This window comes from Staphylococcus pseudoxylosus (genome assembly GCF_003697915.1).
GTDB lineage: Bacteria > Bacillota > Bacilli > Staphylococcales > Staphylococcaceae > Staphylococcus > Staphylococcus pseudoxylosus.
Map to the genome: position 1 here is coordinate 126,952 of NZ_RCVN01000001.1, position 14,019 is coordinate 140,970.

A 14,019-nucleotide genomic window follows, 5' to 3' on the forward strand; every position below is an offset into this window, starting at 1 on the left:
TCAAACTTCCTCCTATTTATCTATCAGCTCTGATTTAATCCATTTCTTTAAGTTACTAAAGTCATCGTATAATAGAACTTTTTCAACTTCTATTCTATTTAGTCGACCTTGGTAGTATTTACTGGATTCAATCTCTCTCTTTGTGGAAACACTGTTCATCTTAATTATACCATTTTCCTCTTTTATAAACTCTAAATCGAGAAAAACTTTTAAGATAAATTTAAGCATACTCGGTTGTATATTTAAAAACTTGCATAATTGCATGCCGTCATTAGCTAAATTGGTTTCACGTTTCGTTGCTAATGCTTTAAAGCAATTTTTGAATGTTTCTATTTTTGGCATACCTTCAAAGTATATTGATTGCTCATGATTTAAAACTAAATAAATTTGTGAAACATTCACCGTTTTTAGTGTGTCTTTAATTTCTTGAATAGACGTTGGTAAATCACGAAATACATACTTATCGTATGGTTGTTGAATTGTTTCTCCATAATAATAATAATTATCTCCTAATTTTTCATTCTTCTTATGGATTAAATATGCGACATCCTTATTGCCTTGTTCAAAACTACTAATATTACGTTTACTTCTATAGTCTAAAATCTGTAAATTATTACTAGCTAAATCTTGTATCATAAATTGAGGCGATTGGAAGCCGTTCCATTCATTAATTTGTAATGTTCCTATTACATTAATTGGTTGCTGTTCACCCAATTCCTTAACTAAGTGACCATGTTGCCAAAATATAGCTTGTAATTTACTGTCTCCCATAACTAATTTTAAATGCTTACTGTCTTGACCAATTGCTTTACTTTGATTAACTGTAATATCTTCTAATTCAAAACACGGGCTAGAAAAATCTGTACCGAACGGACGTAACCTTTGTATATCTTGAATATTTTTAATCGTAATATCAGATTCATCTATTTTCACGTCAACTTTTTTACGTGGTTCCAATGAAGTTGTGCTTGCTAGTTGTTCCATCCAATCATTTAAACCATTGCGTAACGAATCAATATTTTCAATAGGCATAGTAATACCTGCAGCCATATGGTGCCCACCAAATTTTGTTATTAAATCTGTGTGCGCATTCAAAATTTCAAACATAGACACTTGCTCAATACTACGTGCAGAACCTTTAGCATGATCTTGCCCTTCATCTATATTTAAAATTAGAGTTGGTAGACTATATGTTTCTACGATTTTAGAAGCTACGATGCCTAATACACCCTCATGCCAGTCAGCCTGAGCTAAAAGTAAAAATTTCGCTCCTTGCTTAACTTGAATTTCCGCTGCTGCTAATGCCTCTTCAGTAATTTGAGCTACGATGTCTTTTCGTTCTTGATTAAAAAATTCTACTTGTTCTGCAAGAAATTCTGCTTCCTCATCTGAATCAGTCATTAATAATTCTGCAGCAAGTCCTGCGTCTTCAAGTCTACCTACCGCATTTAATCTTGGACCTATAATAAAACCAATTGTTTCTTCCGTAATACTATCACTATAACCCGCTTGACTTAATATAGCTTTAATAGATGGTGGGCAATGATCGTTTAATACTGCCAATCCTTTTTGAACTAATGCTCTATTTTCATTTGTCAATGATACTAAATCTGCTACTGTTCCAATCGCAACTAAGCCTAAGAAATATGCTGGAGGTTCATCCAATAATTTTTGTGCCAATTTATATGCCACACCTGCGCCACATAAATACTTAAATGGATAATCAAATTCTGGGTGCATAGGATGAACAATTGCATATGCGTTTGGTATTGTACGACCAATTTCATGGTGGTCGGTTACTATTACATCCACACCTAAATCTTGCACCATTTGTATTTCATCATGGCCTTGAATACCGTTATCGACAGTAATGATTAATGAGATACCTTCTTCATATGCATTTTTAAAAGCCATTTCATTGGGTCCATAGCCTTCAGAAAAACGATTCGGTATGTACCAACCTACATGTGCCCCTAATTCCTTTAGTGTATTCACTAAAATTGTCGTAGACGTAACACCATCTGCATCGTAATCACCATAAACTAAAATCTTTTGATTTTGATCTATCGCTAAATTAATTCTTGCTATTGCTTTATCCATATCACTCATCAACATCGGATCATGCATTTCAGGTGTACCGTTAAGGAGATTATTAATTGTGTCTTTATTTGTTAATCCTTTACTCTCTAGGATTTTTTTTACAATAGGAGTTAGTTTTAAATCCGAAGAATCTGCTTCTGCAATTTCATATTCTGGTAAATTAACGTCCCAAGTATATTTTGATTTAATCATACTATTCTCCCTCATTTCCACAAGTCATTATACAAAAGATATACCAAAATAAAAAGTAGTTTCTTTTATAGAATTGATTGAATCGACTATTTGATAATAAAGTCGTCATATACTGTTATAAATTCACTATTTTATAACAAATCAATTAATGTGTTTTCATAACAATTAAACAGATAAAGACCACAATTAATGCATTTGCAAAAATTGTGGTCTTTTGAAATTTAATATGAAGTTATACTAAGATTTTTTCGTCATTTGATTTTTTCTCTTTATAAACTACAAGTTTATTATCATCAGATTTTTTAAGTTGACGTTTCTTCATAATACCCCAAAGCGGTACTGCGATAAATACAGAAGAAAATACGCCTGTAATCAATCCGATTAATAATGCTAGTGAGAAATTAAAGATACTTGGAGCGCCAAGTAACAATAATGCAATAACAACGATAACTACAGTTAGTACTGTATTTATAGAACGTGTCATTGTCTGACGAATCGATCTGTTAACGATATCATCAATTTGAGATTTCTTAGTTATCACTTTTACTTTGTGTAAGTTTTCTCTAACTCTATCAAATGTCACAATTGTGTCATTTATTGAATAACCAATAATAGTTAACACAGCTGCTATAAATGTAATATCTACTTCTAATCTAAATAAACTGAACACTGCAACAATAATAAATGCATCATGTAATAATGCGAGCACAGATGAAAGTCCCATGCGCCATTCGAATCTAAATGTAATATAGATGATAATACCAATTGCAGCATATAGTAATGCGAGCATAGCATTTTTAGCGAGTTCTTGACCTATTACTGGTGAAACCGTATTGACAGTTGGTTTGTGACCAAATTGGTCATCTATCGTATCCTGTATTTTAGATACTTCATCTTTAGATAAATCTTTTTTGAATTGAACCGTTGCTGTTTTACCATTTTCACCTAAAGATACTTGGTTAGGTTTAAAATCATTATCTTCTAAAGTATTTTTAACCTTAGTTTCAGTGACTTTATTATCTGATTCAAAGTCAACCCGAGTACCACTTGTGAAATCAATACCTAAGTTTAACTTAAATACAAATAAAATAATTGCACCTACGGCGATTATAACTACACTTAGTCCTAGCAATGGTTTAGCAAGTTTCATAAAGTCAATACGTTCATATGGTGTTTTCAAATCATGAACTTCTTTTTTATCATTAATATCATGAATATTTTTCTTACTTACACCGAACAGCCAATTTGATTTTTTAAAGTAATTAGATGATACAAGTAAAGTTAACAACCATCTTGATAGGAATACGGCTGTTACAAATATCATTAAAATACCTAATAATAGCATTGTAGCGAAACCTTTAACTGAACTTTCACCAAAGAAGAATAATACAGCAGCAGCAATTACTGTTGTTAACTGGGCATCTACGATAGTTAAGAAAGAGCTCTTATTCGCTTTTTTATATGCCTGTTTAAGCGTACGTCCAATCTTCAGTTCATCTTTTATCCGTTCATACATGATTATATTAGCATCAACAGCCATACCAACACCTAGTACTAAGGCTGCTAGTCCAGGGAGTGTTAATACGCCAGAAATAAAGTTAAATGCTAATAACGTTAAGTAAATATATGCTGTTAACGCAATAATAGCTACTAAACCAGGTAAACGATAAAATCCTAACATGAATAGATAAATAACAGCAATACCGATTGCAGCAGCAAATACCGTTTTATCTAAAGCATCTTGACCAAATTGAGCGCCTACAGAATTTGAATATATTTCATTCAAATCAACTGGCAGTGAACCAGAATTTAGTAAATCTGCAATTTGTTTTGCTTTTTCTACGCCTTCTTCACCATTAAAACCACCTGAAATTTCAACACTATCAGAGTTTATTGGTTGATCAACTGAAGCTGCAGAAACATACTTAGGATCTTTCTTATTCATTTCTTTATGATAAGTGTCACCTTTTTCATGATCTAGCCATACGACCATTACATTTTCATCTTTTTTAGAAATTTCTTCAGTTACTTTTTTAAATTTAGCACTATCTTTCAATTTAAATGTAACCGCTGGTTGATTTGTGTTTTGTTTAAATTCTTGTTTTGCAGAACCTTGCTGGATATCTTTACCAGTTAGTTTGACATTATCATCAGCGTCACGAATTGTTAAATTCGCTTGAGAAGATAATATCTCACGTGCTTGTGATTGGTTTTTAACACCGGCAAGTTGTACGCGAATTCTATTTTTATCTTCTACTTGTATCTTAGGTTCCGAAACCCCTAAGACGTTTACACGATTTTCAAGCGTTTTAGCCGTAGCTTTCACCGCTTTATCGTCTATTTTATCACCTTTTTGTAAAGGATCTACTTGGTATAAGACTTCAAATCCACCTTGCAAATCAAGACCAAGATTAACATCCTTAACTACGCTCTTATACGTGAGGCCCATGCCTGCAAACAGGAGCACTACAAGTAATATAAACGCAACTATTCGATTACTTTTCTTCACTTGAACACCTCATTCTAAGCTTATATTTTAAGAATACGCTTCTAATATCAATTATTGCAAGTTTTATTAAACTACGCTAAATTATCTGAACGACCTATATATCTTAACATATTACATCCTCTGTAAAAACTAACTCTATTAAATATTGTGAGAAAATTTAATTGTAAGCGTTACAATCATCGGACCTAGTAGGTATAAATGTTTTAAAGATAATAGGCATATGATGCTTAAGATATATTTTAAAGTATAACATGACCTGAATAAAATGACCTTTAAGTAAATAAAGTTGCGACATTTATTTTACATATTTAATTAGAATAAAATAAAAAAACAAGCCTTAGGCGTATTATCCCCTAAGGCTTGTTTTTTTCAAAATTAATACACTCCCATGTATCAATACATTATTTATTATGAAGGATCAACTTGTTTGATAGCAGGTTTTTCTAAAGTGATTTCAGTACCATTACCATTTAAAGTTAATACAACTGTCGTTTCATCAACACTGCGTACAGTACCTTTGATACCGCCGATAGTTGTTACACGTTGGCCAGAAGTAATTTGGCTAATCATTTCACGATGCTCTTTAGCCTTTTTCTGTTGTGGTCTAATTAAGAAGAACCACATTAATACTAATAATAAAATTGGTAATATCAATGAAGTAAATTGCATTATTTTATTTCTCCCTTTTTAAAAGTTTTTTGGGTTTTCAACATTCAGTCCATACTGTTCAAAGAATTCTTCTTTAAAATCAAGAAGTCGATCTTCACGAATTGCTTGTCGGATATTTTCCATTAATTTAAGCAAGAAATGTAAATTATGATAAGTAGTAAGACGGATACCAAAAGTTTCTTCTGCTTTTATTAAATGTCTTATGTATGCTCTACTATAATTTTTACAAGTATAACAATCACAGTTTTCATCAAGCGGACCTAAATCTTCTGCATACTTAGCATTTTTAATAGTCACACGGCCATGAGATGTCATACAAGTACCATTACGTGCAATTCGTGTTGGCAACACACAATCAAACATATCCATACCTCTGATGCTACATTCTATTAATGCATCTGGTGAACCCACACCCATTAAATAACGCGGTTTATCTTTCGGCATAAATTGTTCGGTATGCTTTACCATATCATACATAACTGGTTTAGGTTCGCCTACAGACAAACCACCAATTGCGTACCCCGGAAAATCTAAAGCAACTAATTCTTCAGCGCTTTGTTTTCTTAGATCTTTATATTCTCCGCCTTGTATAATTCCAAACAAGGCTTGATCGTCAGGTCTTTTATGTGCTTTGAGGCAACGTTCTGCCCATCTTGTTGTTCTTTCAATGGAGTCTTTCACATATTTATATTCAGCAGGCATAGGTGGACATTCATCAAAAGCCATCATGATATCAGAACCTAAATCATTTTGTATCTCCATAGCCTTTTCTGGGCTCAAAAACAATTTCGAACCATTCGTATGATGACGGAACTCTACACCTTTTTCACTAATTTTCCTCAAATTACTTAAACTAAATACTTGAAAACCACCAGAGTCAGTCAGTATTGGACCGTTCCAGTTCATAAACTGGTGTAATCCCCCACTCTTTTTGATGATATCATTTCCAGGTTGTAACCACAAATGATATGTGTTTCCTAGAATGATTTTTGCTTCCATTTGATTTAATTCTTCTGGACTCATCGTTTTAACTGTTGCCTTTGTTCCAACAGGCATAAACATTGGTGTTTCAAAAGAGCCATGAGGCGTGTGTACGATACCTAATCTCGCACCAGATTGTTTACAAGTTTTAATATGCTCATACGTTACTGCTGGCATATAAACGCTCCTTTCATTCTCTAAATAATTAACATTGCATCTCCAAAGCTAAAGAATCTATATTCTGAAGAAACTGCTTGATTATAAGCGTTTAAAATATTATCTCTCGAACTAAAAGCTGAAACTAACATTACAAGTGTAGATTTCGGCAAATGGAAATTAGTAATCAATCCATCAATTGCTTTAAAAGTAAATCCTGGGAAGATAAATATATCTGTCCATCCACTTTGTGCTACAAATTTATCATTTGATTGCATAATTGTTTCTAATGTTCTTGTAGATGTTGTACCAACCGATATAATACGGTGGCCACTTTCTTTCGTGTTATTTAATAGCTCCGCAGTTTCTCGATCCATTTGATAGTATTCACTATGCATCTCATGGTCATCTATATTATCAACGCTAACCGGTCTAAATGTGCCTAGTCCTACATGTAATGTGATAAATGCAATATTAATACCTTTATCTCTAATATTGGCTAATAATTCATCTGTAAAATGGAGGCCAGCTGTCGGTGCCGCTGCAGAACCCGATGCTTTTGCATATACAGTTTGATAGCGATCTTGATCATCTAAACGTTCCTTAATATAAGGAGGTAAAGGCATTTCACCTAATTCATCTAAACGTTCTTGTAAGATACCATCATAATGCAGTCTCATAATACGACCACCTTGATCAAGCTCTTTTATGCACTCGGCTACAATTTTACCTTCACCGAAAGTTAATCTGTTGCCTACTTTAATTCTTTTAGCTGGTTTTAGTAACACTTCCCAATCATTACCCTCTATTTGAGTAAGCATCAACATTTCTACTTTTGCACCAGTTTCTTCTTTTAAACCGAATAGCCTTGCAGGCATTACTCTTGTATCGTTTAATACAAGGGTGTCCCCACTTTCTAAATAATCAATAACATCTTTAAAGTGTTGATGTTCAATATTACCAGATTGTCTGCCAAGAATTAGCAATCTACTTTCATCTCTGTTTTTCAGAGGTGTTTGTGCAATTAATGATTCAGGCAAATGATAATCAAATGCTTCAATATCCAAACTTATTCCCTCTTTTCATTCTTCTTACTAAAATGCTCAAATGCATAAGGTGTCGCTTTACGACCACGGGGCGTGCGTTCGATAAAACCCTTCTGAATTAAAAAAGGTTCATAAACATCTTCAATTGTAACCCGTTCTTCACCAATCGAAACGGCAATTGTATCTAGCCCAACAGGTCCACCTTTATATTGCTCCAAAATACAGTTCATCATTTTATGATCAATATAATCCAATCCTTCATCATCAACTTGTAGCAATTGCAATGATGCTTTCGTGGTTTCAATACAGATTAATTCGTCATCATTGACTTGTTGAAAATCACGAACTCGTTTTAACAATCTATTGGCTACCCTAGGCGTACCACGACTACGTTTCGCTAATTCTATAGCACTTTCGTCATCAATTGAGGTACCAAGCACTTCTGCAGTACGCACAATAATTTCTTTCAATTCATGTTCTTTATAATATTCTAATCTGAGATGCACACCAAACCTGTCTCGCAATGGGGCCGTCAAGCTGCCAGCACGAGTCGTCGCACCAATTAAAGTGAATGGTGGCAAGTCTATACGTATACTACGCGCTTCTTCACCTTTGCCTATAACAATATCTAGAAAGAAATCTTCCATAGCTGGGTACAAAACTTCTTCTACAACACTACTTAGTCTATGAATTTCGTCTATAAATAAAACATCACCAGGTTGTAAACTAGACAGAATTGCAGCTAAATCTCCTGGCCTTTCTATTGAAGGTCCGGAAATTGTTCTAATATTAACATCCATTTCATTTGCAATAATGTTAGACAAAGTCGTTTTACCTAATCCAGGGGGACCGAATAATAGCACATGGTCTAATGGTTCTTGTCTAATTTTAGCTGCTTTTATAAACACCTCTAAATTCGATTTAATTGTTGATTGACCTATGTACTGACGTAATTTAGTCGGTCGCAATGAAAATTCAAATGAAGATTCCTCATCATGCATAGATTGATCTACCATTCTATCGTCCATTGATTACACCCCTTTAAAATATTATTTCCAATTATGATATCAATAATTGCAATCCTTTTTTAACTGCATCATCTACAGATTCGAATGAGTCTTTTGCTAATGCTTTCTCCACTTTTGTTAGCTCTCGTTTTGAGTACCCTAACGCTTCCAATGCTAAGAGCGCTTCTTTAATAATCGGTGTATTATCACTAAGTGAAGCTTCAACATTTAATATTTGACTACTATCTACTTCATTTATTTGAACTTTACCTTTAAGATCTAATACGATTTGACGTGCTGTTTTTTTACCAATACCAGGGAACTTTGTTAAATAGGCATCATTTTCGTTCTCTATAGCTATCTTAACCTCATTAGGCGAACTACTAGCTAATATAGCTAACGCAGATTTCGGTCCAATTCCAGTTACTTTAATTAAGCTTAAAAACATGTCTTTTTCTTCTTGATTTATGAAACCATAAAGAAGTTGAGCATCTTCTCTAACTATTAATGACGTATGAATGACAACCTCTTGGTCCATAAATTTTTGAAAACGGTAAGAATTGGGCGTTTGAATTTCGTACCCTACACCTGAGGCTTCTACAACCACGTGTGTAGGGTTCAAAACTGCTAACGTCCCCTTTATATATGCATACATAGTTACACTTCCTTATATAGTCATACTAATTAATTCTACTTTAGAAACGTGATCAATAACTCGCAACGCTTCCATAACATCATCAATTTCTAAATTTGTACCTTTAGCGTCTAATGAAAGTGTAATCGTTGCTCTACTTTCCATTGGTATACTTTGATGAATAGTTAATACTGACAAACTTAAACTTGATAAAGTATTTAAAACTTCTGCCAACATCCCTACGATATCATTCACATATAATATTAATGTGAATTCACGTGTAGACTCCATTTTTTCATCAATAGGGAATATTGTATCTCTATATTTATAAAAAGCACTTCTTGATAAATCGAATTGTTTAACTGCTTCAAATATGGACAGTGACGGATCATTTTTTAAAACTTCTTTAATTTTCAAGGTTTTTACAACAGATTCTGGTAATACATCCTCGCGAATTAAGTAAAACTTTTTATAATCTTTTTTGTCCATTTTCAAGCACTCCTATTCAACGAATTCAAATTCTCCACCAAGGATTCTAACAATATCTCCATTTTTACATCCGCGTGCTCTCAATGCTTCATCAATACCCATAGAACGCATTTGACGCGCAAATCTACGTACTGCAGGGTCACTATTAAAGTCAGTCATTTTGAACATTCTTTCGATTGCTTTACCGCTTACAACGTATGCAGCATCATCATCGCGTGTAATTGTGAATTTATCTTGACTAGGTGTATGTTTGTAAATCACTCTATTAACACCTAAATCTTCTTCTTCATCTTTACTAAAGTCAATATCTTTTACTTCTTCTAATTTGTCTGCTATAGCATAAAGCAGTTCATCAATATGGTCATGCATAAATGTTGAAAGTGGGATAATGTGCACAGAATCATCATTCAAAGCTTCTTTAAATGCTTCTAAATTTTCTTCTGCGTTAGGCATATCCATTTTATTAGCAACCACAATTTGAGGTCGCTCCTCTAAACGATGTTCGTAGGCATTTAATTCCTCATTGATAACTTTGTAATCTTCATAAGGATCACGACCCTCAGAGCCACTCATATCCACCATATGAACTATTACTTTTGTACGTTCAACGTGTTTTAAAAATTGATGTCCTAATCCTACACCTTCAGACGCACCTTCTATTAATCCTGGTAAGTCTGCCATTACAAAACTTCTTTGATCTTTCGTAGAAACCACACCAAGATTAGGTTTAATTGTTGTAAAATGGTATGCACCTATCTTAGGTTTAGCTTTTGATACAATAGATAATAAAGTAGATTTACCTACACTTGGGAAACCTACTAAACCAACATCCGCTAGTAATTTTAATTCTAACGTAACATCAATTTCTTCACCAGGTTCACCATTTTCACTGAAATCTGGTGCTGGGTTTCTAGGAGATGCGAAACGTGAATTTCCTCGACCGCCTCGACCACCTTTCGCCACTACTGCACGTTGACCATTTTCAACTAAATCAGCTAAAACCTCTTCTGTTTCAACACTTTTAATAATCGTACCAGGTGGAACTTTTAATACGAGTTCCTCAGCATTTTTACCATGCATATTACTACTTTGACCGGCATCGCCTCTTTTAGCCTTGAAATGCGTTTGGTATCTAAAATCTAATAATGTTCTCAAACCTTCATCCACTTCAAATATAATAGATGCACCATCACCACCGTCACCGCCGGCTGGACCACCGAATGGAACATATTTCTCTCTACGATATGCTGTTATACCGTTACCGCCATCACCTGCTTTAAGTGATATTTTAACTTGATCGACAAACATGATTTCACCTCTTTTTCTTAAATTTTATTCTTTATATCATTCTGTATATTATATCATTATCTCATTAACTAGAAAATAAAGACAAAAAATAAACACCAGAAGTGATCACTTCTGGTGTTAACGATGACAAATTACTCAGCTGCTGCGTAAACAGAAACTTGTTTTTTGTCGCGACCTTTGCGTTCAAATTTAACCACGCCGTCGATTTTAGCGAATAATGTATCGTCGCCACCACGACCTACATTTTCACCAGGATAAATTTTTGTACCACGTTGGCGGAATAAGATTGAACCACCTGTAACGTGTTGACCATCAGCACGTTTAGCTCCTAAACGTTTAGAAACTGAGTCACGTCCGTTTTTTGTAGAACCAAGTCCTTTTTTAGATGAGAAGAACTGTAAATTTAATTTTAACATTATGATTGCACCTCACTTATAGTTTAATCTGATATTTTCTTTATATTCTTCTTCAATTGTTTGCAACGAAACTAACATTGCTTGAAGAATTAATTGCGCTTGTTCATTAGAAGTATCAACACTTCTAATATGGAAATGTCCACCGTCATCATTGTAATCAATATCGGGCTTCTCATTTGTTAATCCCATTATAGCATTAACACTTCCGAAAAGCACTGCGGATGCACCTGCACAAACTATATCATGTCCATACTCGCCATGTTCTGCATGGCCATCCATGATAACATCAGTGATTTGACCGACATCGTTCAATGTAACATCAACAGTAATCATAATTATGCGTTGATTTTGTCGATTGTTAATTTAGTGTAAGGTTGACGATGACCTTTTTTACGTTTTGAGTCCTTACGACGTTTATATGTGAATACAGTGATTTTCTTACCGCGACCTTGTTTCTTAACAGTAGCAGTAACTGAAGCACCTTCAACAGTTGGCGCACCAACTTTAACTGCGTCTCCACCTACGAATAATACTTTGTCAAATGTGAAAGAGTCACCTTCGTTAACATCTAATTTCTCAACAAAGATTTCTTGTCCTTCTTCTACTTTAACTTGTTTTCCACCTGTTTCAATAATAGCAAACATACTTTGCACCTCCTATAATTTAAGTCACGCCAAATTTAGGTGACATACATGTTCTTTAACCTAAATCCGAGCGGTTGTATGTAGCTAAAAACTACTCAACTACTGCATTTTAGCATTAGGCTTTCTTACTGTCAATCTTCAATTGTACTTTTCTAAAGAATTTAGTAATAATCGGATAGAAAATAATAAGTAATATAAAATTAAGTACCAATGTAGGTATTAATCTATACAACACAAAGTCAAATAAATTAAATGCTATCAATCCCAATATACTATATATAATAGCTACGTAAATTTCTAAGAAAATTGTACTTAATAAAACTACAAAAAATAACATTGTATCGTCTCTATAAAATGTTTTGAAGAAAAAGTCTTGTATTACAACAAACAATATATAACCAAATAAATACAAGCCATAAAAACTACCAAAATATAAATCTGTAATTAGGCCTAACACCGTAGATAATATAATGGCTACACCAAAACTTCTGTGAACACATATTATGAGTAAATACATTAGAGTCAAGTGTGGGACAAAAATGATGTCTTTCGTGCCAATTTGCATTGGTATAATTAACCCAATTGCAGTATCAATATAAAATAATACAATACCGATAAGAAAGTAGTATAACGCACGCATTAATTATCACCACTTTCATTATCTGGTATTGTTTTAGGATCTCTTTTAGCTACATATACATGATTTAAATCTGATAAATTAGCAGCTGTTTTCACTCTAACCTCTTTTGATAAGCCATATTCATCATTTTCTACTTTTGAAACTTCACCTATGTATATACTACTTGGTAATTGATCAGCTAAACCACTTGTAACAACTTTATCTCCTTTTTTCACACTATCTTTATTATTAATATCAGTAATAATAAGTTCTTCATTTTTAGAATCATAATGATCGATTAATCCAAATACATTTTCATCCTCATGTTGAATATTTACTGATAAACGGTTAGCACGTGTGTTTGTTGAAATTAAATCAACTTGTGATGAAAATTGATTTACTTTAGAGATTCGACCTACTAATCCTTCTGAAGTCATCACAGCCATATTATTTTTTATACCATCTTTAGCACCTTGGTTAATGACTAGTGTATTCATCCATTGATCTGGATTTCTAGATAATATGGTACTAGAAATTGGTTCGAATTTAGATATATCTTCTATATCCAATTCTTTTTTATACTTTTTGTTTTCTGATTTCAGTCTTTCGTTTTCAGCTTCTAATTGTTTAACCTTGCTTTGTTGCTCTTTTGAACTATCTTTTGCAAAAAGGTTATTGATTGAACCTGTTACGAAATGAACAGGATAACTCACTGCCTTTTGACCGAATGCAACTGAATCTCCTACGTATTGTTCTACTGGTGATTGTGACTGCGAACGTAAAGATACACCAATTAAGGCAATAAATACAATGATTGCACATAAAATAACAATCAACTTGTTGTTTTTAAAAAACTTTGACAACCTAAACACCTCTATTACCCGACTATTTTACTACTTGATATCATTTTATATTACTCGTAGATCGAAATAAAGTAGTAACCTTATTATTCACAAATTAAATTCTAGCCACTCATTTAATTTACTAAAGCTAGAATAGAAATTGCTGAGACTCTACTTTAAAACATAAAATGTAGTGTTACTTTATATTATAACAAGTTTCAAAGTAAATAGTGCATTAAAGTCTTGAAATCACCATTTTTTTAAATTCAAAATTATGTATATAAGTTAACTATATTTTAAACAAATAAAGAAAAATTACTGAGATAAGACAAACAGGCTAGCTAAACAATAATTTTGATTATATTTTCTACCATTTATATCCTCTTGCGTTTATCACTAGAGCAGTT

General features: G+C 33.2%; 14 protein-coding genes and 1 other annotated feature. All 14 genes read right to left on the reverse strand.

Going from position 1 to position 14,019, the window contains the following annotated elements; translation table 11 throughout:
* Positions 1–12 precede the first annotated feature (12 nt).
* Positions 13–2,292, reverse strand: coding sequence for a single-stranded-DNA-specific exonuclease RecJ (gene recJ, locus D9V42_RS00645; RefSeq protein WP_122062457.1), 2,280 nt, complete (start codon positions 2,290–2,292; stop codon positions 13–15).
* A gap of 232 nt (positions 2,293–2,524) precedes the next feature.
* The gene (gene secDF / locus D9V42_RS00650; protein WP_122062459.1) at positions 2,525–4,801 is read right to left on the reverse strand and encodes a protein translocase subunit SecDF; all 2,277 of its coding nucleotides are present in this window, start codon (positions 4,799–4,801) and stop codon (positions 2,525–2,527) included.
* Between the two features lie 408 nt (positions 4,802–5,209).
* Positions 5,210–5,470 carry a preprotein translocase subunit YajC gene (gene yajC / locus D9V42_RS00655; RefSeq protein WP_039068310.1) on the reverse strand — a complete coding sequence of 87 codons (261 nt, stop codon included), beginning with the start codon at positions 5,468–5,470 and terminating at the stop codon, positions 5,210–5,212.
* A gap of 18 nt (positions 5,471–5,488) precedes the next feature.
* Positions 5,489–6,628 (reverse strand): tRNA guanosine(34) transglycosylase Tgt, encoded by a 1,140-nt coding sequence (tgt, locus tag D9V42_RS00660; RefSeq protein ID WP_122062461.1) that lies wholly within the window; start codon positions 6,626–6,628, stop codon positions 5,489–5,491.
* 20 nt (positions 6,629–6,648) lie between these two features.
* On the reverse strand, positions 6,649–7,674 hold the full coding sequence (gene queA / locus D9V42_RS00665; protein ID WP_122062463.1) for a tRNA preQ1(34) S-adenosylmethionine ribosyltransferase-isomerase QueA: 1,026 nt from the start codon (positions 7,672–7,674) through the stop codon (positions 6,649–6,651).
* 2 nt (positions 7,675–7,676) lie between these two features.
* The gene (ruvB, locus tag D9V42_RS00670) at positions 7,677–8,681 is read right to left on the reverse strand and encodes a Holliday junction branch migration DNA helicase RuvB (protein WP_107530510.1); all 1,005 of its coding nucleotides are present in this window, start codon (positions 8,679–8,681) and stop codon (positions 7,677–7,679) included.
* Positions 8,682–8,712: 31 nt separating this feature from the next.
* The gene (gene ruvA / locus D9V42_RS00675; protein WP_107556002.1) at positions 8,713–9,315 is read right to left on the reverse strand and encodes a Holliday junction branch migration protein RuvA; all 603 of its coding nucleotides are present in this window, start codon (positions 9,313–9,315) and stop codon (positions 8,713–8,715) included.
* Between the two features lie 12 nt (positions 9,316–9,327).
* On the reverse strand, positions 9,328–9,783 hold the full coding sequence (locus D9V42_RS00680; protein WP_017724673.1) for an ACT domain-containing protein: 456 nt from the start codon (positions 9,781–9,783) through the stop codon (positions 9,328–9,330).
* Between the two features lie 12 nt (positions 9,784–9,795).
* Positions 9,796–11,091, reverse strand: coding sequence for a GTPase ObgE (obgE, locus tag D9V42_RS00685; protein ID WP_107530513.1), 1,296 nt, complete (start codon positions 11,089–11,091; stop codon positions 9,796–9,798).
* A gap of 131 nt (positions 11,092–11,222) precedes the next feature.
* On the reverse strand, positions 11,223–11,507 hold the full coding sequence (rpmA, locus tag D9V42_RS00690) for a 50S ribosomal protein L27 (RefSeq protein WP_017724675.1): 285 nt from the start codon (positions 11,505–11,507) through the stop codon (positions 11,223–11,225).
* 12 nt (positions 11,508–11,519) lie between these two features.
* Complete coding sequence (locus tag D9V42_RS00695) at positions 11,520–11,840, reverse strand: ribosomal-processing cysteine protease Prp (protein WP_026113597.1); 321 nt, start codon at positions 11,838–11,840, stop codon at positions 11,520–11,522.
* A 2-nt stretch (positions 11,841–11,842) separates the two neighbouring features.
* Entirely contained in the window at positions 11,843–12,151 is a 309-nt protein-coding gene (rplU, locus tag D9V42_RS00700; protein ID WP_017724677.1) for a 50S ribosomal protein L21, read from the reverse strand.
* A gap of 12 nt (positions 12,152–12,163) precedes the next feature.
* Positions 12,164–12,237: a sequence feature (ribosomal protein L21 leader region), on the reverse strand.
* Positions 12,238–12,266: 29 nt separating this feature from the next.
* Positions 12,267–12,791 carry a rod shape-determining protein MreD gene (gene mreD, locus D9V42_RS00705; RefSeq protein WP_107555999.1) on the reverse strand — a complete coding sequence of 175 codons (525 nt, stop codon included), beginning with the start codon at positions 12,789–12,791 and terminating at the stop codon, positions 12,267–12,269.
* Positions 12,791–13,633: a rod shape-determining protein MreC gene (gene mreC, locus D9V42_RS00710; RefSeq protein ID WP_122062466.1), complete on the reverse strand. Its 843-nt coding sequence runs from the start codon at positions 13,631–13,633 to the stop codon at positions 12,791–12,793. The genes mreD and mreC overlap by 1 nt, the downstream gene beginning before the upstream one ends.
* Positions 13,634–14,019 lie beyond the last annotated feature (386 nt).